At 33.0% G+C, this 20,490-nt stretch carries 19 protein-coding genes; 6 read left to right on the top strand and 13 right to left on the bottom strand.

The features are described 5' to 3' along the window. Window positions 1–103: 103 nt before the first annotated feature. The gene (fumC, locus tag QLQ95_RS01665) at window positions 104–1,489 is read right to left on the bottom strand and encodes a class II fumarate hydratase (RefSeq protein ID WP_320492180.1); all 1,386 of its coding nucleotides are present in this window, start codon (window positions 1,487–1,489) and stop codon (window positions 104–106) included. 362 nt (window positions 1,490–1,851) lie between these two features. On the opposite strand from fumC, the gene QLQ95_RS01660 reads away from it, so the two are divergent. After that, window positions 1,852–2,031: a hypothetical protein gene (locus QLQ95_RS01660; protein WP_095928943.1), complete on the top strand. Its 180-nt coding sequence runs from the start codon at window positions 1,852–1,854 to the stop codon at window positions 2,029–2,031. Between the two features lie 441 nt (window positions 2,032–2,472). On the opposite strand, the gene QLQ95_RS01655 is transcribed toward QLQ95_RS01660, so the two are convergent. Together QLQ95_RS01655 and arsC are read right to left on the bottom strand one after the other, a co-directional pair. Further along, window positions 2,473–4,926 (bottom strand): TonB-dependent receptor, encoded by a 2,454-nt coding sequence (locus QLQ95_RS01655; RefSeq protein ID WP_320492179.1) that lies wholly within the window; start codon window positions 4,924–4,926, stop codon window positions 2,473–2,475. Between the two features lie 91 nt (window positions 4,927–5,017). Beyond that, complete coding sequence (gene arsC, locus QLQ95_RS01650; RefSeq protein ID WP_482502333.1) at window positions 5,018–5,362, bottom strand: arsenate reductase (glutaredoxin); 345 nt, start codon at window positions 5,360–5,362, stop codon at window positions 5,018–5,020. Window positions 5,363–5,478: 116 nt separating this feature from the next. On the opposite strand from arsC, the gene QLQ95_RS01645 reads away from it, so the two are divergent. Next, a complete protein-coding gene (locus QLQ95_RS01645) occupies window positions 5,479–6,411 on the top strand; it encodes a CPBP family intramembrane glutamic endopeptidase (RefSeq protein WP_095928940.1) in 933 nt (310 codons plus the stop codon). A gap of 4 nt (window positions 6,412–6,415) precedes the next feature. Continuing rightward, window positions 6,416–7,459 (top strand): AMP-binding protein, encoded by a 1,044-nt coding sequence (locus tag QLQ95_RS01640; RefSeq protein WP_095928939.1) that lies wholly within the window; start codon window positions 6,416–6,418, stop codon window positions 7,457–7,459. Window positions 7,460–7,702: 243 nt separating this feature from the next. Here QLQ95_RS01640 and QLQ95_RS01635 read toward each other — a convergent pair whose 3' ends face one another. The 4 genes from QLQ95_RS01635 to QLQ95_RS01620 form a co-directional block, all read right to left on the bottom strand. Further along, window positions 7,703–8,917 (bottom strand): RsmB/NOP family class I SAM-dependent RNA methyltransferase, encoded by a 1,215-nt coding sequence (locus QLQ95_RS01635; protein ID WP_095928938.1) that lies wholly within the window; start codon window positions 8,915–8,917, stop codon window positions 7,703–7,705. Between the two features lie 136 nt (window positions 8,918–9,053). Then, window positions 9,054–11,033: a KUP/HAK/KT family potassium transporter gene (locus tag QLQ95_RS01630; RefSeq protein WP_095928937.1), complete on the bottom strand. Its 1,980-nt coding sequence runs from the start codon at window positions 11,031–11,033 to the stop codon at window positions 9,054–9,056. A gap of 132 nt (window positions 11,034–11,165) precedes the next feature. Further along, window positions 11,166–12,473 carry a hypothetical protein gene (locus QLQ95_RS01625; RefSeq protein ID WP_482502330.1) on the bottom strand — a complete coding sequence of 436 codons (1,308 nt, stop codon included), beginning with the start codon at window positions 12,471–12,473 and terminating at the stop codon, window positions 11,166–11,168. 113 nt (window positions 12,474–12,586) lie between these two features. After that, window positions 12,587–13,027 (bottom strand): hypothetical protein, encoded by a 441-nt coding sequence (locus QLQ95_RS01620; protein ID WP_482502328.1) that lies wholly within the window; start codon window positions 13,025–13,027, stop codon window positions 12,587–12,589. Between the two features lie 119 nt (window positions 13,028–13,146). Here QLQ95_RS01620 and QLQ95_RS01615 point away from each other — a divergent pair, with 119 nt between their 5' ends. Continuing rightward, window positions 13,147–14,208 carry a beta propeller repeat protein gene (locus QLQ95_RS01615; protein ID WP_095928934.1) on the top strand — a complete coding sequence of 354 codons (1,062 nt, stop codon included), beginning with the start codon at window positions 13,147–13,149 and terminating at the stop codon, window positions 14,206–14,208. Between the two features lie 71 nt (window positions 14,209–14,279). Here QLQ95_RS01615 and QLQ95_RS01610 read toward each other — a convergent pair whose 3' ends face one another. The 4 genes from QLQ95_RS01610 to QLQ95_RS01595 all read right to left on the bottom strand — a co-directional run bounded on the left by QLQ95_RS01610 (window position 14,280) and on the right by QLQ95_RS01595 (window position 17,032). Further along, the gene (locus QLQ95_RS01610) at window positions 14,280–14,738 is read right to left on the bottom strand and encodes a sensor of ECF-type sigma factor (protein WP_095928933.1); all 459 of its coding nucleotides are present in this window, start codon (window positions 14,736–14,738) and stop codon (window positions 14,280–14,282) included. A 31-nt stretch (window positions 14,739–14,769) separates the two neighbouring features. Beyond that, window positions 14,770–15,189 carry a hypothetical protein gene (locus QLQ95_RS01605; protein ID WP_095928932.1) on the bottom strand — a complete coding sequence of 140 codons (420 nt, stop codon included), beginning with the start codon at window positions 15,187–15,189 and terminating at the stop codon, window positions 14,770–14,772. A gap of 33 nt (window positions 15,190–15,222) precedes the next feature. Then, complete coding sequence (locus QLQ95_RS01600; protein WP_482502325.1) at window positions 15,223–15,765, bottom strand: RNA polymerase sigma factor; 543 nt, start codon at window positions 15,763–15,765, stop codon at window positions 15,223–15,225. Between the two features lie 79 nt (window positions 15,766–15,844). Beyond that, entirely contained in the window at window positions 15,845–17,032 is a 1,188-nt protein-coding gene (locus QLQ95_RS01595; protein WP_428238306.1) for an SRPBCC family protein, read from the bottom strand. 417 nt (window positions 17,033–17,449) lie between these two features. Here QLQ95_RS01595 and QLQ95_RS01590 point away from each other — a divergent pair, with 417 nt between their 5' ends. Further along, the gene (locus QLQ95_RS01590) at window positions 17,450–17,830 is read left to right on the top strand and encodes a pyrophosphohydrolase domain-containing protein (protein ID WP_057116704.1); all 381 of its coding nucleotides are present in this window, start codon (window positions 17,450–17,452) and stop codon (window positions 17,828–17,830) included. Between the two features lie 17 nt (window positions 17,831–17,847). On the opposite strand, the gene QLQ95_RS01585 is transcribed toward QLQ95_RS01590, so the two are convergent. Both QLQ95_RS01585 and QLQ95_RS01580 read right to left on the bottom strand, forming a co-directional pair. Then, on the bottom strand, window positions 17,848–18,216 hold the full coding sequence (locus QLQ95_RS01585; protein WP_482502323.1) for a hypothetical protein: 369 nt from the start codon (window positions 18,214–18,216) through the stop codon (window positions 17,848–17,850). Between the two features lie 84 nt (window positions 18,217–18,300). Continuing rightward, on the bottom strand, window positions 18,301–19,371 hold the full coding sequence (locus QLQ95_RS01580) for a branched-chain amino acid aminotransferase (protein WP_482502321.1): 1,071 nt from the start codon (window positions 19,369–19,371) through the stop codon (window positions 18,301–18,303). A gap of 308 nt (window positions 19,372–19,679) precedes the next feature. Here QLQ95_RS01580 and mnmC2 point away from each other — a divergent pair, with 308 nt between their 5' ends. Next, the gene (gene mnmC2 / locus QLQ95_RS01575; RefSeq protein ID WP_095928927.1) at window positions 19,680–20,342 is read left to right on the top strand and encodes a tRNA (5-methylaminomethyl-2-thiouridine)(34)-methyltransferase MnmC2; all 663 of its coding nucleotides are present in this window, start codon (window positions 19,680–19,682) and stop codon (window positions 20,340–20,342) included. Window positions 20,343–20,490 lie beyond the last annotated feature (148 nt).

Raw genomic sequence — 20,490 nt, 5'->3', positions numbered from 1 at the left:
AAAAAAGGGAGGAAATTTTAAATTTCCTCCCTTTTTTAATTAAATTAGGTTTTATTCGTCAAGTATTTCAAAACATGAAACATGAAACATGAAACAAAAAAAACTAAACCATCTCTTCAGGTTTCACCCAAGCATCAAAATCTTCTGGAGTTACATAACCTAAACGAACAGCTTCTTCTTTAAGAGTAGTTCCGTTTTTGTGTGCGGTTTGGGCTATTTCAGCGGCTTTGTAATATCCGATTTTAGTATTTAATGCGGTAACTAGCATTAATGAATTATCTACCAATTCTTTTATTCTTTTATGATTAGGTTCGATTCCTTGTGCGCAATGTTCGTCAAAAGAAACACAAGCATCTCCTAATAATTGTGCCGATTGTAAAAAGTTGGCTGCCATTACAGGTTTGAAAACATTCAATTCATAATGACCTTGCATGCCTCCAACTGCAATTGCCATATCATTTCCAATAACTTGAGCGCAAACCATTGTTAAAGCTTCGCATTGCGTTGGGTTTACTTTTCCTGGCATGATTGAAGAACCTGGCTCATTTTCAGGAATATGAATTTCACCAATTCCAGAACGCGGACCAGAAGCTAGCATTCTAACATCGTTAGCAATTTTATTTAAAGAAACGGCTAGTTGTTTTAAAGCTCCGTGTGTTTCTACAATAGCATCGTGTGCAGCAAGTGCTTCAAACTTGTTTTCAGCCGTTATAAAAGGATGATTAGTAAATTGGGCAATATACTCAGCTACTTTTACGTCATAACCTTTTGGTGTGTTTAATCCAGTTCCAACAGCTGTTCCTCCAAGCGCTATTTCAGATAAATGGGCTAAAGTATTTTTTAATGCTTTTAATCCGAAAGCTAATTGAGCGGCATAACCAGAAATTTCTTGACCTAAAGTTAATGGCGTTGCATCCATTAAGTGTGTACGCCCGATTTTGACTACGTCTTTGTATTCAGCTGCTTTTTTGGCTAATGTGGCGTGAAGTTTTTCCACACCAGGAATGGTAGTTTCGACCACCATTTTATAAGCCGCAATGTGCATTCCGGTAGGGAAAGTATCATTTGATGATTGTGATTTGTTCACATCGTCATTGGCTTTAATGAATTGTTCGCCTTCGCCAATTTCAAAACCTTTAAGAACTTGAGCGCGATTTGCAATTACTTCGTTCACATTCATATTGCTTTGCGTTCCAGAACCTGTTTGCCAAATTACTAATGGAAATTGATCATCTAATTTTCCTTCCAGAATTTCGTCGCAAACAGCAGCGATAGCATCTCTTTTTTCGATTGGTAAAACGCCTAAATCATAATTAGCATAAGCGGCTGCTTTTTTTAAGTAAGCAAAACCTTCAATGATTTCTTTTGGCATAGATGCCGCAGGTCCGATTTTGAAATTATTTCTTGAACGTTCTGTTTGTGCACCCCAATATTTATCGGCTGGGACCTGAACTTCGCCCATGGTGTCTTTTTCTATTCTGTATTTCATTATGTTGTTTGTAAAAATGTTATTCTGTAAATGTGAAATGTCTAAATGCGAAATGAAAAGTTTCTTTTGAAAATGAGTCTTTTAGCCCTGATGGTAGCGGCATCTCCCGATTTAGAAAAACAAGGCTTTTTAGCCGTAGTTTTTGTTTATCGGGAATACAGCGGACAGCAGGAATAGCTCCTGAAAATTATTACAATTGTCTGAGCTCTTTATTTCAAAGGACTTCAAGTTCAAAAAAAGCTTATTTAAAATGAGTATAAATATACGTATAAATGTTATTTAACGAAAATTGATTTAGATTTTATTGCTGAGAAAAAATATATACCCTACATTTGTCGTAACATTCAAAAATTCCGGAAAACATGTTTGAATTTTCACAGTACTTAGGCTTTTTACTTTTCTTAACCATTCTAACTATAGGGTTTTGGTTAATGTTTTTCTTGGTTGGTTTCGTATCTTATTGGGTTACGGGAGCAAGCTGGGAAATGATCAAAGAAAAAAGAGCCAGAAAAAGACAAGAAGAACAATCTATTAAATATTAGATTGATGTCATAAGAAAAGAACCCATTAGGGTTCTTTTTTTTTGTGCAAAAAAAGAAATTCCAATTCTGAAAATTCCAAATTCCAATACTTTGCGTTTAGAACTTTGCCAAAGTTTTAAGCTAAATCTAATTTGCCCATTTTTGTCATTTCGACCGAAGGGAGAAATCTCCGCAAGTAGCTCGACAAAGATTGGACTTTCGTTGGGGAGTTTCTTAAGGGATTTAGTTCTCGTGTTCACCATCCATTAGGGCTAAATTCCAAATTCCAATACTTTGCGTTTAGATTTTAGTCAAAGTTTTAAACTTTTACAAAGTTAAACAGCTAAGAAGTAGGCTTAAAATAAAAAATTCCAAATCCCAATTATAATTGGAATTTGGAATTTTTTGGATTGTTATTTTTTTATCCAATTTGGAATTTTTGATATTGGAATTTAACATATGTTAACCCGGAAATTCTCCGCCACCTTCTCCACCACCATCGTTTCTTGGCTGTGCGTTTTTATCTCTTTCGCTTTTTGGTTTGTTGAAACGGTAAGTGAATGATAAATTGAACTGACGTTTACGGAATTGGAATTCGCTATAAGAATTTACATTGTCTAAGTAGGTGTAAGATCTCATTTTTCTTGAATTGAAAACATCGCTAATATTGAATGCGATAGTTCCTTTGTCTTTCATAACATCTTTACTGAAAGCTGTATTCATTCCGAATTGGCCTAAGTTTTTACCTTGAGCTGTTTTTTGCTCTCCGTTGTACATTGCTGTTAACTGCCAGTCAATTTTGTATGGTAACGTTACTTTAGAGTTTACTCTTGCAAACCAAGAATTAGCCTGATTGTCTAAATTTTGAACAATCTCGTTTCCTTGTGTGTCTGTATAACTGTGTTCTCCAGTTGTTTTTACATTAAAAAAGTTGAAGTTACTGTTTAATTTCCACCATTTGTATGGAGTGTAATTAAATGTAAATTCGAAACCAAATTTTTGTTCTTTTCCTAAGTTAATAGGCTGGCTTTTGATAACTGGGATTCCATTAACTTCATCACCTGTAGGAGATCGTACAAAGCTGAAAACGTCTTTTGTATCTTCAAAATAGGCAGACGTATTAAAAGTTACTTTATCCCATTTTTTAATGTAGCCAATATCATATTTGTCTGTTAAAGAAGGATCCAAGTCTGGATTTCCTTGAAAGATATTAATGTTACTTGCATAGTTTACAGCAGGATTCATGAAACGACCTCTAGGTCTAGTTAAACGTTTACTATAGCTTGCCGAGAAATTACTCTGATCTGAAATTTCGTAACTAACAAAAGCACTTGGAAATAAGTTGTTGTATTTTTTAGTATTGAAATCGCTGTTGTCTAATAAGTTAACATGGATGTCTGTGTCTTCCCATCTTAAACCAAATAAATAAGAAAACTTATTTGCTTTGAAACCATATTGCGTGTAAAGCGCATTGATGTTTTCTTTGTACTCTAAGGTGTTTGATAAATTAGGATTTTTTACGCCTTGATCATCTGTTACAAAATATTCGTTATTCAGATCTCCAAAACTTCCTTTATAACCCGCTTCAAACTGTCCGCCTTTTCCTAATGGCAATACATAGTCTGCTTGAAAAAGAACTTGTTTCTGAACTTGATCGTTTAAAGTTGTGTCAAATCTAGGAGAATCTTCGATTGTACTATTGCTATCGTCTGTATTTCTTGAAATAGAAAAATCTGCGGTAAGTTTATGTCCTTTATCGTTGAAGTTTTTAATCAAGTTAGAAGTATATTCAAAGTTTTCACTTCCAGTATCTGCATTGTTTAAACGAAATGTTGTTCCTGTAAAATTTTGAGCAGCATCATAGTTGTAATAGTTGATCAAATCTCTATCGTCACCAGAATTTTTTTGGTAATTGATCGCATTGGTCCAAAATGTAGATGGAGTTATGGTCCATTCTACACCAGCTCTTCCGTTAAAACCTTTTCTAATACGTTGTGTATCCCGGTCTTCGTCTAAATAGCTTTTTATTGTTCCGTCTGGATTAAGGTATTCAGAATTTGTTTTTCCTGCTCCTTCTGTAGTTCTATAATTGTAACCAGCAGTGGTGAAATAGTTTAACTTCTCTGTTTTATAGTTCAAATTCCCGCTTAAACCGTAAGTTTCTGGCAAACCTGTTGAAGCAATAAAAGTTCCGTTGAAGCCTTGGTTTTTACCTTTTTTAAGAATAATGTTGATAATTCCAGAACCACCTTCTGCATCATAACGCGCCGATGGATTCGTAATAACTTCTACTTTATCAATTGCGTCTGCAGGCAGTTGTCTTAAAGCTTCTGCCATGTTTATAGCTTGCGAAGGTCTTCCGTCAATTAAAATACGAATATTGTCGCTTCCTCTTAAACTTACATTTCCTTCTGTATCAACAGAAACAGATGGAACGTTGTCTAAAACATCGCTCACGCTTCCGCCTTTTACAATCATATCTTGACCGACATTGTAAACTTTTTTATCCAATTTAATCTCAACTGTCGATTTTTCAGCTCGAACAACAACTTCATTTAACTGTGCAGCATCTTCGGATAGATTTATTACGCCTAAATTGGTGTCATCCTGAATGCTTCTTGCCTTAATTTCAGTTGGTTTAAATGAAATAAATTCAACCTTAATATCGTAAGTTCCAGGCGCAACAGCAACCTCAAACTCTCCTTTTGGATTTGTGATGCCTCCAGCGACAACTTTTGTATCGTTTGGAGCAGTAATCGAAATAGTAGCATATTCTAAGGGCTGTTTGCTTACTTTCTCGAAAACTTTCCCGGTGACTTTTACTTTATTCTTGCCACCTGGGCCTCCTTGTTGAGAGTAATTGTAAAAACTTGTAAACAAGAATACAAGCAATACTGCAAATTTGATTTTTTTCATTTTCTGGTTTTCTTTATTCCTTTAGACGGCAAATGTAGTTTTTGGTTTAAAGAGAGAAATCACAAAAAAATGTTAATAGGATATTTTAGAATCAATCTAAAAAAGAAGCGACCAATTCTGGGTCACGTCCAATGATGGCTTTTCCGTCTTTTACAACAATTGGACGCTCGATTAAAATAGGATTTTCTACCATCGCATTAACGATCTCATCATTGCTTAGAGTCTTACCTTTAAAATTTTCAATCCAGATTTTTTCTTTAGTTCTGATAAGCTGAATTGGTTCAAGATTTAACTGTACTAATAGTGTTTTTAACTGATCAAAAGTTGGAGTTTCGGTTAAGTAAGGAATGATTTCAAAATCTTGATTCGATTTTTCGATAAAAGCTAGGCAGTTTCTTGATTTTCCGCATCTCGGATTATGGTAAATTTGTATCATTTTGTTATATTTAAACGTTTCAAATATTCTTACAATAAAAAAGGGGTATTTTAGCAATATCAAAAGTAAGATTAACTTATCGAATTTGAATTCTCATTTTTTAAAATTTTAAATTTATGTTTTTAGAGCAAGGGATTAAACCTGAAAATAAATTTTGGAAATATCTTTTAGGATCTGTCTTTATTATTTCAGCGTCTTTTGTTGGCCAACTTCCAATTACAGCAGCTGTGTTTTATAAAACATTTACCGAGCACATCGCTTTTCCAACAACTAACGAGGGTGTTATGAACATGTTCGAGTCGAATACGACGCTTTTTCTGGTCATGATTTCGTTTGTTTTTGCGTTTGCAGGAATTTATTTTGTTGTAAAATTTATTCATCATCAAACCTTATTGTCAGTCACCACTTCAAGATCTAGAGTAGATTGGAATCGAATTTGGTTTTCTTTTTTTGTGTGGACATTTTTTTCACTGCTTAGTTTTTTGTTTGTCTATTTAAGAGCTCCGGAACAATTTGTGTTGCAATTTAAATTGATTCCTTTTTTAGTATTAGTAATTTTAGGTTGCATTTTAATTCCGATTCAGACAACTACAGAAGAATATGTTTTTAGAGGATATTTAATGCAAGGATTTGCCAATTTAGCGCAGAACAGATGGTTTCCGCTCCTAATGACTTCTGTTATATTCGGTTCAATGCATTGGACTAATCCAGAAGTTGGTAAAATGGGAAATATTATAATGATTTATTACATAGGAACAGGATTGTTTTTAGGAGTTATAACTTTGATGGATGAAGGAATGGAGCTTGCGCTTGGATTCCATGCTGCAAACAATCTTGTGGGAGCTTTGTTGGTTACATCAGATTGGACTGTTTTTCAAACGAATTCTATATTTAAAGATCTTTCAGAACCTTCGGCGGGAATCGATGTTATTCTGCCAGTTGTGGTTATTTATCCTCTTCTGCTTTTTATTTTTAGTAAAAAATACGGTTGGACAAATTGGAAAGAAAAGCTAACGGGAAATATTAATCATGTCGAATTAAAAGCTTAAGAATATGCAAAACTTAACTCAAAATAACGTTCACAATTATTTCAAATTAAATGGATATCATTTAAATGCGAAAGATCTGTGCCGTATCGCTTATAGTTTTATCAAAGAAGGAGATGCCTACGAACAATCAATAGGGGAGTTCTTTTTGGATTGGTTTGATAAAAAGGATTATATCGAAATGACTACTTCTGGTACAACAGGCCTGCCAAAATTAGTTAGGCTGAAAAAACAAGCCATGATACAGTCAGCGCTTGCAACTGGAGATTTCTTTGATTTAAAACCAGGAGATAAAGCGTTGTTGTGCCTTCCAACGCAGTTTATTGCTGGAAAAATGATGCTGGTAAGAAGTTTAATTTTAGGTTTAGAATTAGATGTTGTCTCACCAAGTCTTCATCCGCTGGAATTAAATACAACGACTTATGATTTTGTAGCAATGGTTCCGCTTCAAGTTCAAAATTCTATTGCTGGATTGTCTAAAGTTCGTAAGTTGATTATTGGAGGTGCTAAATTAGATTCGGCTTTAGAGGAGAAATTGTTGCCACTTAAAACGGAAATCTATGAAACATACGGAATGACTGAAACCATTACGCATATTGCTGCGAAACGTTTAGGCGATTCTGTTTTTTCGATTCTTCCAAATGTAAAAATTTCTCAAGATGATCGCCAATGTTTGGTTATCAATGTGGCTACAATATCAGATGAACCAATTGTGACTAATGATTTGGTTGAATTGTTGAATGAACAGCAGTTTAAATTTTTAGGACGAATAGATAATGTAATCAATAGTGGAGGAGTAAAGTTGATTCCAGAACAGATTGAAGCGAAATTGATTGGAAAAATAAACAGCAGATTTTTTGTTACTGGACTTCCAGATACCACTTTAGGAGAAAAATTAGTTTTGGTTATCGAAGGAGAAAAACAAGAGTTTGAACCTGATTTTTTTGATGTTTTAGGAAAATATGAAAAACCAAAAGAGATAGTTTTTGTTTCAAAATTTAAAGAAAACGAAAATGGTAAGTTGTTGCGAAAACCTACTTTACAAGATTAAATACTAATCTTTTAAATTCCAAGGTTTCGCAATTTTGTCATTTCGACGTAAGGAGAAATCTTCGCTAGAAACTCCACAAAGATTTGCTTATTGGAGCGGAGCTACTTGCGAAGATTTCTCCTTACGTCGAAATGACAAAGTTATATGGGATTAGAAAAAATAAAAAATTCCAAATTCCAAGTTTTAAGATTGGAATTTGGAATTTTAATATTGAGTATTCCGAAATAAATCGGAATTTGGAATTTATTTTTTTCTTTCCAAAAGTGCCATATAAAATCCATCAAAACCAGATTCTGAAGCCAGCATTTTACGATCTTCAATAAATGTAAACTGTTGTCCAATTTCTGTTTTTAAGAACTTCTCTACTTGCTCTTGATTTTCTGATGGAAGAACAGAACAAGTTGCGTAAACCAATTTTCCGCCTGGTTTTACAATTTTAGAATAGCTTTCTAAAACTTCACTCTGAACCTTACGGATATTATCAATAAACTCAGGTTGTAATTTCCATTTAGAATCTGGGTTTCTTTTCAAAACTCCTAATCCGCTACAAGGTGCGTCAATTAAAACACGATCTGCTTTTTCGTGTAATTTTTTGATCACTTTTGTACTGTCAATAATGCGGTATTCGATATTAAAAGCGCCATTTCTTTTTGCTCTTAATTTCAATTGTTTCAATTTACTTTCGTACAAGTCCATTGCAATCAATTGTCCTTTATTTTCCATTAAAGAAGCCATGTGCAAAGTTTTTCCTCCAGCACCAGCACAAGTGTCAACTACACGCATTCCTGGTTTTACATCCAAAAATCCTGCAACTAATTGAGAGTTGGCATCCTGAACTTCAAAAAGTCCTTGCTTAAAAGCATCTGTCAAAAATACATTGGCTCTTTCTTTTAAAACAAGAGCTTCTGGCTGGTCTTTTAAATATTCTGTTTCAATATTTAAATCCATCAAAGTATTTCGAAGGTTTTCTTTGGTACCTTTTAAAGTATTGGTTCTAAGAATAACTTTTGCAGGCTGATTTTGCGCTGCAATTTCTTTTGCCCAAGCTTTTTCTCCAAGTTCTTTCACGCCCAATTCATCCATCCAATCCGGAATAGATTCTTTGATAGCTCTAGTCTTAGATAATTCATCAAAACGGCCTTTTATCTTTCTTTCAGGTGTTCCTTCCAATTGTCTCCAATCTGGAATTGGATAACCGCGTAAAACAGCCCAAACGGCAAACATTCTCCATAGATTGTCTCGGTCGTAAGGTTCTTTTACTTCGGCAATTTCAGCGTATAATCGTTTCCAGCGAACAATTTCGTATATGGTTTCAGCAACAAACTTCCTGTCAGAACTTCCCCAACGTTTGTCTTTTTTTAATGCTCTTGCTACCACTTTATCAGCATATTCTCCTTCGTTGAAAATTGCATTTAAAGAGTCAATGGTAGTATAAACTAAATTTCTGTGTAATCTCATTTCTATAATTTGAGTTGCAAAGGTACTATTAATTGATTGAAAGTTAAATTTTTAATACTGAATCTTCCTTTAGACTTTCACTAAATGAAAAAAACACTCTAGTTTAGAGTGTTTTTTGAAATTATTGTTAAGCTTTTTATTCTTTTGAAATAATACGCGTTAATCCAATATTTTCTGGAGCGTGAAGCACCATTGGGAATTTTTCTATCTTAACAGAGCTGCTGTCCAGACCGAAAGCTCTTTCTTCAGACAAACTCAGTTTTTTGATGAAGAAATAAGAATTCATGATAATGTTTTCATGCCATCTTAAATCATTGTCATTGGATAAGAATTTCTCAGACAATACAAATTTAAAGTCTCCAATAATATTGTTTTTATTCAAAGATTCATAACGGCTCGTAATATCAACTTCACCACGTTTTACCATGTCTTTAATAACTTCTCTGAACATTAAATTGATTTTGGTTGGCTCTCTAAAACCTAAATTAAAATCAATTCTGTAGATATCGTCTTTAGCAATTTCAGTTACTTTATATTGTGTTTTATATGGTTCAGTCAAGATATTCACATGAACAAACCAATAAATATCGGCTCTTTTTGGACGTTTTTGAAGAATAGAATAAATTATTTTTTCCTCTAGTTCATCCACACGATTTGCGTTTGTCATATAAACCAAATGCGTAGCATATTTTGGAATAGATAAATCTTGGCTTAACTCTACCAAAACTTGTTTGTAATCATCAACCTTAACGACTTTTGTATAGTTTTTGTTGATTTTCTTAGCCAAATACCAGATTGTCATTACAGAAATCAGCATACTTGCAATGATTAAGGTTACATAACCACCTTCTGCAAATTTGGTAATATTAGCGAAAAGGAAACTGAACTCAATCAATAAATAAATTGTAATCAACGGTACCATGAAGTACAGTTTTACACGTTTCATGATTAAGTAGTAGTTTAAGAGAATCGTTGTCATGATCATACACAAAATAATCGCAAGACCATAAGCATGCTCCATGTTTCCAGATTTCTCAAAATGTAAAACGATTCCAACACAGCCAAAAAACAATAACCAGTTGATTGACGGAATATATAATTGTCCTTTTACCTCTGTAGGATATTTGATTTTTACTTTTGGCCAGAAGTTCAGACGCATTGCTTCGTTAATTAAAGTAAACGAACCTGAGATAAGTGCCTGAGATGCAATTACGGCTGCTAGAGTTGCTACTACAATTCCGAATGGTAAAAACCAATGTGGCATAATTAAGTAAAACGGATTTCCGTTTTCGCCTCCTAATTGCTGTAATGTGCTTCCTTCGTGGTGAATCAAATAAGCTGCTTGACCGAAATAGTTTAAAACTAAAGTCGTTTTTACAAACATCCAGCTAATTCTAATGTTTTTTCTTCCGCAGTGTCCCATGTCAGAATACAAAGCCTCGGCTCCAGTTGTACATAAGAATACAAAACCAAGAACGAAGAAACCATCAGGATGTATCGATAATAAATGATAAGCGTAGTAAGGATTAATCGCTTTAATTACTTCAGGATAATTCAGAACCTGAATGGTTCCTAAAGTACCAAGCATTGCAAACCAAATAAGCATCATTGGGGCAAAGAATTTACCAACCAATTTAGTTCCGAACTGCTGAATAGTGAATAAAACGAATAAAATTGTAATTACGATATACACAATGGTTTGTGTTTCCATCGTCGGGTAGAAAGCTCTAATTCCTTCTACAGCAGATGAAATCGAAATAGGCGGAGTTATAATTCCGTCAGCGAGCAGGGCGCTACCTCCAATAATGGCGGGTACTATGAGCCATTGAATTTTTGTTTTTTTGACTAATGCATATAGGGCAAAAATTCCTCCTTCACCGTGGTTGTCAGCACTTAAAGTAATAAGTACATATTTAATTGTAGTTTGTAATGTTAAGGTCCAGAACACACAAGAGATACCGCCTAAAACAATATCAGCATTTATCGTGTGATCGCCTAATATAGCCTTCATTACATACAATGGAGATGTTCCAATATCTCCATAAATAATCCCTAAAGTAATTAATAAACCCCCAATAGACAACTTACTATGTAAGTTTTTATGCGATGCGCTCATGTTAATTTTATAAAAAGACGGTTGCAAATTTACTGTTTTAAAACAAATTAGAGGCATTTAAAATTAAAAAGATAAAAAAAAGCACAATCGTAAAATTGTGCTTCTGTTTTTGAATATTATTTATTTGGAAAATTAACCTCGTCTTCCGTTTCCTCTAGAATTCGAGCCGCTTTCTCTTTGGCTTTGTCCGCCTCTAGATTCTTGGCTTACTCTAGAAGATTCCTGGCTCATTCTAGGAGATTCTGAACGTTGGCTTTGTTGTGGTCTAGCTGAATAATCTCTATTTGAACTGCTAGATTGATTTTCTGAGTAACTTCTTGAACTTCTTTCAGCTCTTGGAGCAGATGCTTCACGGCTTGAGTTACCTCTTGATGTGCTAGAAGAATTATTGCTACCATAATCTACTCTCTGAGAATTTTGTGCTCTCGGAGTGCTTTCAGCTCTTGGAGTATTATTCGTACTATTAGAATAATCACGAGTTGCGCTTCTTTGAGTATTTACATTTTCAGTGCTTCTGCCTGTAGAATTGTAGCCTCTGTTGCTGTTTCCATTGCCATTATTGCTTCTGTCGACAGAAGATCTATTTGTAGTGCTTCTGTTATCAGCATATGTTCTGTTAGAAACTCCATTGTTAGATGTTGATCTGCCACTGTAATTTCTGTTTGTATTGTACGTATTTCTATTATTTTCTCTACTTACAACACGTCTTTGATCTAATTCGTATCGGTTTGTTGTGTTAGAATGTCTTTCCGCAAAACTATAATTTGGACGCATTCTTTCGTAACCATAAGTACGTCTTGTTTCATAAATAGCAGGAGCTCTGTAGCTTCTTCTCACATTTACATAATTGTATGTATTGTGTACATTGATACATACATTTACGTTGTTTCTGTATCTGTAAACAGGGTAAGGTGTCCATGCAGTATAATACGTTGGATAATAACCCCAGTACCAAGTTGAATAATAAGGTCTGTAATTTGTTACCCAAAACGAAGTGTAAATAACAGGAACCACACTATATACGGGCTCATAAATATAATTTGCTCCGTATAAATAAGTGTTTCCTACAATCTGAACACTTACTTTGTTGTAATTGTCTCTCTCCACATCGATAGTTGCAATGTCTTGATAAACATCACGATCTAAAACGGCTTGGATAATAACAACGTGTGTTCTGTTTTCGACACTCTCAATAACGCGAAGATAATCTACTTCGTTATCACCATTAAGGTCTAAGTTTGATATTTGATATTTAGGATCATTTAAACGTCTTTCAAAATCTTGAAGGTTAGCTGATTCTCCAAACATCGAAGCAACAGCTCTTAAATCTAAGTTATCGCTTATATCTGAGTTTTTTGCATAAACAGTAGCTCCAGCTTGGGCTTGGCAAGAACTAATTCCTAATGCAAATAGGGCTAGTAAAAGTAATTTCGCTTTCATGATAAAATCATATTGAAGATTAATATTCTGAGATATCCAATTACTGTGCCATAAAATTTATTCAATATAATTATGAGTTTAGTTCCTTGGTTATCAGTATCTTTTTTTTTTTGTTATCGTCTATGGAGAAATACGTCTAAAACTGTAAATATAAATGGAACAATAATATCTTTTGGTCGAATACCAGGATCGTTACTGTAGCCTGTATTTTTAGAAGTCATGATAATATTAATGGTTGCCACATCTTCGAATATGTTTGGTTTTATTTCCGATTGAATGATGATGATTTTAATATTGTTTTGAATTTTTTCTGTAACTCTTAAATAATCAACCTTTCCATCATTATTTAAATCTAAGTTTGAGATTCGTTCATCAGGATAATTTAATCTTGTTTCAAAATCTGCCGCGTCTACAGATTGAGAAAATATCATAGAAACAGCATTTAGGTCTAAATTGTTCTCTACATAAGAGTTTTTAGCGTAAACATTTACTTTTTGGGCGTAAGTGGAATTTACTAGTAGTATAAAAATCCCTATAAATAATATATTTTTCATATTTTACTTGTTAAATGTATTTTGTAAGAAAACAATTACCATGCCAGAAAAGAATATAGAATGATTTTGAAATTTTATAAATAATCGTATTTTAGCGTTAACCAAATTTTAAATTTCCTATGAAAAAACTCGCTTTATTTTGTGTTATTTTTATTTTGCTGATGTCTTTTAGGACATTTAATTATAAAACTGATATTGTTTATAATAATGGCTTTACATCAATGACAATAGATACATTGTTTAAAGACAGAATTAGTATTAGAGCAATTCTTATTGATAAAAATAAAGTTTGGTACGGGGCTGATAATTCTCGTTTTGGTTATTATGATTTGGATAAAAACGAGAAATTTGAAGAACATATTTACCGTGATACGCTTAAATTAGAATTTAGAAGTATAGCGCAAACATCAAAAGATATTTTTTTGTTGAGTGTGGCAAATCCAGCACTTCTTTATTCCGTTTCAAAAAAAGACCGCAAAGTTAAATTGGTTTATAAAGAAATTAATCCGAAAGTATTTTATGATAGCATGCAGTTTTGGAACGATAAGGAAGGAATTGCAATTGGTGACCCAACGGAGGATACTTTCTCTATTATAGTTACTCGCGACGGCGGAGAAACTTGGACAAAATTATTGTCTGATAAATTACCAACAAATAGCACTGGAGAAGCTGCTTTTGCAGCCAGTAATACCAATATTGTTATAAAAGGAAATGATACATGGTTGGTTTCGGGCGGAAAAAAAGCACGTGTTTTTTATTCTCCAGATAAAGCAAAAACATGGAAAGTTGTAGAGACTCCTATTGTACAAGGAAAACAAATGACAGGAATTTTTACTGCCGATTTCTACGATTCTAAACAAGGTTTTATTGCAGGAGGAGATTATGATCTTCCTAATAATAAAGCCAATAATAAGGCTTTTACAAAAGATGGCGGGAAGACTTGGCAATTAATTGGTCAGAATATGGGATTTGGTTATGCGTCATGTATTCAATATGTTCCAGGAGGCAATGGAAGAGAAATTGTTTGTGTAGGTTCAGAAGGAATACAATATTCTCAAAATGGAGGAGAAAACTGGATGCAGCTTTCTACAGACACCAAATTCTTCACCATTCGTTTTGTGAATAGAAATACTGCTATCGCAGCAGGACATAATAAAGTAGTTCGATTGAATTTTAAATAAAAAAATAAGAACCCTAAATAATAAAGTAAGTATTATTATATAGGGTTCTTATCGCTGTTGTTTCTTTAAGTCTAGTCTTTATTGCCTTTATCTCGATATTGCTGCAATAGTTTTCGATTAAAATCGTCTTCTGATTTTTTAAGTAAAAGTATCTTCTTTGCAGGAAGTACTTTTTTCAGACTGCTCATGTATTTTTCACGAAGCTGATATATTTCTTTATCAGTACTTTCGATTTGAGATAATAACGTTGCCGCTTCTTTATCTGAAAGATTTTTAAGATTATCATCTTTTAATTGTCTCAGATAAGTCTTCATTTTCAAATACTTTAATTCATATTGCTTATCGTCATAAGCATTATAAATAGGCCAGAATTTTTCTGCTTCAGTTGAAGTTAATTCCAATTCTGTTGTTAAAAATGACACTTTAAAAGCTTTAATTTTTTCTCGCTTTTCATCAATTTTTCCGCTTTGGGCAAAAATTGAAAAACTTATCAGAAATAGCAGGAGTGGTAAAATGTTTTTTATTTTCATTGTTAAGCTAAGTTGTTGAGTTAAGTTTGATTTAATTTTGTTCTGAAATTAAGTGTTCTAAGTTCGGACTTGTAGCTAAAATGTCTTCTAGTGTTTCGTCTTCTAAAGTGACATCGTTGCCTAATTTTTCTATATCACTGTCGTCTAAGGTTTGAATTAAATCGTATTGGCTGATATTGGAGTGATAAGATAAATAAGTTTCTAAAGTAGCTTCGTCAAGTTCGTTTGAACTGGCTTTATAATTATTTACGATCGGTATTAATAATGCAAAACCAATTACTGCAGCGGCCGCTAGAGAGATTGTTTTGTTGTGTTTGTAAAAAGGAATTACTTTAACTTCTTTTTCGTCTAATTGCTGTAAAACCTTCTCTGAAAAATGATCAAAATAATTGTCTGGAGTTTTAAAACCAGATTTTATTTTGGGTTCGTTTTCTAATTTAAATGTTTTCATGATACTTATAAGATAGTTTTTGTTACAAAAGGTTTAATTTGATGTAACATATAATTCAATTTTTTTTACTGCGTGATGATAAGAAGCTTTTAAAGCTCCAACAGATGTTCCTAAGATTTCTGCGATTTCTTCATACTTCAATTCCTCAAAATATTTCATTTTGAAAACTAATTGCTGTTTTTCTGGAAGTGTTACAATTGCTTTTTGAAGTTTGATTTGAATTTCATCTCCATCAAAATAAAGATCTGCTTTTAAATTATCGATCGTTTTATTCTGCAGATCTTCAGATGAAATTCCGCTTAATTTTGCTTTTTGCGATAAAAAAGTCAAAGCTTCATTGGTAGCAATGCGATACATCCAGGAAAAAAGTTTACTTTCTCCTTTAAAGTTTTTAAGATTTTGAAAGACTTTTACAAAAGTGTTCTGTAAAACATCGTCGGCATCATCATGATTCAAAACAATGTTTCGAATATGAGAATACAAAGGTCTCTGGTAATCGGACAAGAGTTTTTGAAACGCAGTATTTTGCGTTTTGGGACTTAATAATTCTTTTATAAATTCTTTCTCGTCTATCAAACTTTTTGTTTTGTAAACTTTCTTTAATAGAAGTTAGACAGAATTTAATTTAAAAGGTTTAATGCGCCTTTAAAATTATTTAAAATTCTGAATCTTCTTCTTGTGCCGGTGTTTGTGTTGGGGCAGGGGCAGGAGCCGCTGGTTTACGCTTTACTGGCTCTGCGCGTGGTTGTTCTGTATGTGGCTCGCTTGTAGTTTCACTAGTGCTTTCTGGGCTATAAGTCGGTTCAGCGGTAACAGGAACTACTTTTGGTTTTATTGGGAAATAAATTTCAGTCACCAATTTTGAAGAAGCTTTTACGTCCAATTTGCTCAACGTTAAGATCTCAAGATGAGACCAGCTCAAATCTGGAATGATTTTTTGGTTGTTAATGTAAGCGGTTGTTTTAGCTATTGCTTCATTTCTATGAGAGTAATCTCCGTTAAGAGTTGTTTTTACAGCATCAAAACCATTTAATTTTCCCGCTAAAATATCACTTCCTGAACTAGTTGAAATTTCTTTATTAATAGGGAGACAGATTGAAATCTTTGCCAAACCTGTTTTAGTGTCGTACGTGTGATAAATAATGAATGGTTTTCCGCTTGCTGCTAAGCCATTTGTTTCACTAAAGTGAATAAGCTTCGGAATTACAATCCTAGCATTTTTGCTTACTTTGGCAATCTCACTAGTAAAAGTCTGTTTTATATAAGGTGTTTCTGTTTTCTTAACCACTCCGTCTACTGTAACGGCGTAAGTTTTGGTTTCATAATCTAAATTTTTGTCAATATTAGCCAAACTTTTTTCGTAGATAGTTCCTATAACTCTGTCTGAACCTCCATGTAATGCGGTATAAATTTTAAACAGAAAGCTCATTGTTCCTTTTCCTTTCCAGGTAACTTTTGTTTTTCCGTTCAAAGTATCTTTCAAAGTCCAGTTTACATCAGCTTCAGTACCGTCAAATTGCATTTTTTGATCAATGCTTTCGCCATCTTTTGTTTTAAGAATAATAGAATTTCCTTTTCCATCAGCACCATCCCAATAAAATGTCGCACCATTTCCGCTAGTTTTATTAGCGTATGTCATTTTTATAGAAGGATCTTCAACCGACCATGATTCAAAATCTTCGTAATTTCTAAAGTCATTTAGGTAGTTGTAAACCGTTGTACGCGGAGAATTGATGACTTTACTTCTTTCTACAGAAAAATCCCCTTTCTGAGTAGCAACAAAAACAGTAAGAGCAACAAAGCTTAAAAGTGCAAAAAGAAATAAATACTTTAGAATTTTCATGGTAGGCTGTTTGGTTTTGGTAAAGTTATAAATTTATCATGAGTCTTACTAATAACCCATAATGATTAGGTTTTATTTTATTGCGACCAGAATAATTTATCTTTTCAAAAAGATTTTAATTACGAACAAAAGGACAATGAAAAGAAGAAAGGCAAGGAGTACTTTGTAATTTCCTTTATAAAAGACTTTGTGTAATTTTAAATCTTTTCGATAAGCAAATATCATAATGATTACAAAAACGATAAAAAAACATATTCCAAATTGTATTTGACCTTGACTAAACATAGTTATAAAAATTTTTGGCAAATTTAAAGATTTGTAAACGATTTGCTGCTAAATTGCCTTTTCATTTCCTTCAATAAATTTCAGATTTATAAGAAAGTGACTTAAATTAGCAAAAAAAAAGAAAACGACTATATGAAAAAACAACTTGACGCCGTAACTGAATTTCACACTGCTTTTAAAATTGGCCACAGCGCAACTCCAATTGCCGATGTAGGAGCAGAGAAAAAACTACTCCGTTATAATTTAATGAAGGAAGAGAATGAAGAGTATTACGAGGCGGTTCAAAATAATGATTTGGTTGAGATTGCAGATGCACTTGGAGATATGATGTATATTTTGTGCGGAACAATTATCGAGCACGGACTTCAAGATAAAATTGAGGCCGTTTTTGATGAAATCCAACGCAGTAATATGAGTAAATTGGGTGAAGATGGAAAGCCCATTTATCGCGAAGACGGAAAAGTGATGAAAGGTCCTAATTATTTTAAACCTGATTTTTCGAAATTGTTGTAAATGGTAAGAATTTAAATTTACCGAATGCTGTTATTAGATAATTTTTCAAGTTCATTTAGTAAAAACTTTAATCGATTATTCCAATAATCATTTTCAAATCTTACATTGAATTTATATTTAAGTAATTCATGTAAGATTTTTGCAGATAAAATCACTCTATTTATAAAAATAATCTCTTCTGCTAAATCAAATGGATGAGAATCTGGAGGATAATTATCATTATACTTTGATTGATAAATATTATCTAGTTCAATTATTTCAGTTTCTAAATGATTGTTAATTGATAAATTACCTACTTCAATGTTTTCATATATTGAATTTGAGTTATCTTCTTCAATCCAAATTGGAGAGCAAAAATATTCAAAGCTGTATTTTAAATTTCTCATATTACAAAGGAAAAATATTTTGTAAGAAAAAACAAAACCCGATAAAACTAAATTTATCGGGTTTCTTTTTTATATGGTTTTGGATTATTGAACTTTAACTGTCCATCCAAAAGTATCTTCAGAAAGTTTGTTTTGAAGACTTGTTAATTTTTCTTTTAAGAAAGAGGCATAAGAATTCTCAATTGGAGCCATTTCATAGTACTCATCTTTATAAGAGAATCCTTTGATAACGCTAATAACTGCAGCAGTTCCCGCTCCGAAGATTTCTTTTAGAGATCCGTTTTTAGCCGCTTCAACCAATTCTGAAACAATTACTGGACGAACGTCAACTTTTAGACCTTCTTTTTCAGCCATTGCAATCAAACTTTTTCTGGTAACACCATCTAAAATTCTTTCGCTTGTTGGAGCTGTTAATAAAGTATCGTTGATTCTGAAGAAAACGTTCATTGTTCCCGCTTCTTCTAATTTTGTGTGCGTTGCATCATCAGTCCAGATCACTTGTTGGAAACCGTCTTTGTTTGCCAAGTTAGTTGGATAAAATTGAGCAGCATAGTTTCCGGCAGCTTTCGCAGCACCAATACCACCATTTGCAGCTCTACTGAAATGCTCAGCAATGATTACTTTTACTTCACCTCCATAATATGCTTTTGCAGGAGAAAGTAAAATCATAAATTTATATTCGTCAGAAGGATTTGCGATAACTCCAGGACCTGTAGCAATCATAAACGGACGAATGTACATACTAGCTCCGTTTCCTCTTTGAATCCAGTCTTTGTCTAATTTCAATAATTCATTTAAACCATCCATAAAAATAGCTTCAGGAACTTCTGGCATTGCCATTCTTACAGCAGATTTATTAAAACGGTTAAAGTTTTCATCTGGTCTAAACAACCAAACATCATTATTGTCATCTTTATAAGCTTTCATTCCTTCGAAAATTGCTTGTCCATAATGGAAGACTTTTGAAGATGGATCCATTAAAATTGGCGCATAAGGCTTAATGACAGGATTTTGCCATTGTCCGTCTTTAAAATCGCATTCGAATAAATGGTCTGTAAATACAGCACCAAAACTTAAGTTGTCAAAATCTACTTCGTTTATTTTTGTAGAAGTAGCTTTAATGATTTCAATTTTGCTTGTTTGAGTTGTACTCATAGTTATGTAAGTTTTTTGTGAGATATTCTTCACTGTCAGAAATCTAAAGTGATGATATCATGTAAAATAGAATTTATTGAATGCAAAATTACGTAAAAATCTGTAAAATACTTGGCGAAAATTCATTATTTGCTGGTTTTGACTGAGATTTATTTATCCTATAATAAACTCAAATATTTAATTGCTTTTTATAAAGATTTTATGAAAAAAGTATGGTTTTTTAAGGCTTTACGCATTAGTTTTGATTAAATTTGATTATTAAAATGGCTTGAAAACCAATAAAAAGCTAGTATAAAATTCTAAAAAAAGTGAAAAGAGAAATAATTAAAACGCTAGATGGCTCAACTACAATTCGTTTACCAGAGTGGGATGAGTGCTATCATTCTAAACATGGTGCAATTCAGGAAGCGAAGCACGTTTTTATTAAAAACGGTCTTTCGTTATTTGAAAATCCGATAAGTATATTGGAAATAGGTTTTGGGACGGGTTTGAATGCTTTTATAACTTTTTTAGAATCTGTTAGAAAGAAGCAGGCTATCGATTATGTTGGGGTTGAAGCTTATCCGGTAGATGCAGATGAGATTTTGGAAATGAATTATGCGGAAGAATTAGAAGCATCGGAATTTTATAACATTTTTGAAAAAATGCATAAATCGGAATGGAACGAAAAAATAGAAATTTGCGATCAGTTCTCGTTAACCAAAAGAAAACAATTTTTTCACGAAATAAACGATTTTGAAATTTTTGATTTGATTTATTTTGACGCCTTTGGTTATCGAGTGCAACCAGAACTTTGGAGTACTGAAATTTTTCAGAAAATGTACAACAGTTTAAAGCCAAACGGCGTTCTTGTAACTTACGCAGCCAGAGGAGTTGTTAAAAGAAGCATGATTGAAGTTGGATTTACTGTAGAAAAATTGGCAGGGCCTCCAGGGAAAAGAGAAATGTTTAGAGCCTTTAAAAACGTTTAAATGAGTTATTTAGAATAATTCTACATTGATTTATATGTTTTAAGAAAACGTATTCGTTGCTAAAGTTTTTAAAAAAATAAGTTAAAAGTAGAAATTATGTTAGTTATTTGTTTAAATTTGGCTCGAGTTTAAAAAAATAGATAACCCC

The sequence above is a fragment of the Flavobacterium sp. B330r genome, assembly GCF_056824325.1.
The sequence above is the reverse complement of the archived record's forward strand: the minus strand, read 5'-3'. Positions and strand labels throughout refer to the sequence as shown.

What these genes read in the sequence shown, in the direction of transcription:
- fumC (WP_320492180.1), bottom strand. Translation starts at nt 1,489, where the DNA reads ATGAAATACAGAATAGAAAAAGACACCATGGGCGAAGTTCAGGTCCCA.
- QLQ95_RS01660 (WP_095928943.1), top strand. Translation starts at nt 1,852, where the DNA reads ATGTTTGAATTTTCACAGTACTTAGGCTTTTTACTTTTCTTAACCATT.
- QLQ95_RS01655 (WP_320492179.1), bottom strand. Translation starts at nt 4,926, where the DNA reads ATGAAAAAAATCAAATTTGCAGTATTGCTTGTATTCTTGTTTACAAGT.
- arsC (WP_482502333.1), bottom strand. Translation starts at nt 5,362, where the DNA reads ATGATACAAATTTACCATAATCCGAGATGCGGAAAATCAAGAAACTGC.
- QLQ95_RS01645 (WP_095928940.1), top strand. Translation starts at nt 5,479, where the DNA reads ATGTTTTTAGAGCAAGGGATTAAACCTGAAAATAAATTTTGGAAATAT.
- QLQ95_RS01640 (WP_095928939.1), top strand. Translation starts at nt 6,416, where the DNA reads ATGCAAAACTTAACTCAAAATAACGTTCACAATTATTTCAAATTAAAT.
- QLQ95_RS01635 (WP_095928938.1), bottom strand. Translation starts at nt 8,917, where the DNA reads ATGAGATTACACAGAAATTTAGTTTATACTACCATTGACTCTTTAAAT.
- QLQ95_RS01630 (WP_095928937.1), bottom strand. Translation starts at nt 11,033, where the DNA reads ATGAGCGCATCGCATAAAAACTTACATAGTAAGTTGTCTATTGGGGGT.
- QLQ95_RS01625 (WP_482502330.1), bottom strand. Translation starts at nt 12,473, where the DNA reads ATGAAAGCGAAATTACTTTTACTAGCCCTATTTGCATTAGGAATTAGT.
- QLQ95_RS01620 (WP_482502328.1), bottom strand. Translation starts at nt 13,027, where the DNA reads ATGAAAAATATATTATTTATAGGGATTTTTATACTACTAGTAAATTCC.
- QLQ95_RS01615 (WP_095928934.1), top strand. Translation starts at nt 13,147, where the DNA reads ATGAAAAAACTCGCTTTATTTTGTGTTATTTTTATTTTGCTGATGTCT.
- QLQ95_RS01610 (WP_095928933.1), bottom strand. Translation starts at nt 14,738, where the DNA reads ATGAAAATAAAAAACATTTTACCACTCCTGCTATTTCTGATAAGTTTT.
- QLQ95_RS01605 (WP_095928932.1), bottom strand. Translation starts at nt 15,189, where the DNA reads ATGAAAACATTTAAATTAGAAAACGAACCCAAAATAAAATCTGGTTTT.
- QLQ95_RS01595 (WP_428238306.1), bottom strand. Translation starts at nt 17,032, where the DNA reads ATGAAAATTCTAAAGTATTTATTTCTTTTTGCACTTTTAAGCTTTGTT.
- QLQ95_RS01590 (WP_057116704.1), top strand. Translation starts at nt 17,450, where the DNA reads ATGAAAAAACAACTTGACGCCGTAACTGAATTTCACACTGCTTTTAAA.
- QLQ95_RS01585 (WP_482502323.1), bottom strand. Translation starts at nt 18,216, where the DNA reads ATGAGAAATTTAAAATACAGCTTTGAATATTTTTGCTCTCCAATTTGG.
- QLQ95_RS01580 (WP_482502321.1), bottom strand. Translation starts at nt 19,371, where the DNA reads ATGAGTACAACTCAAACAAGCAAAATTGAAATCATTAAAGCTACTTCT.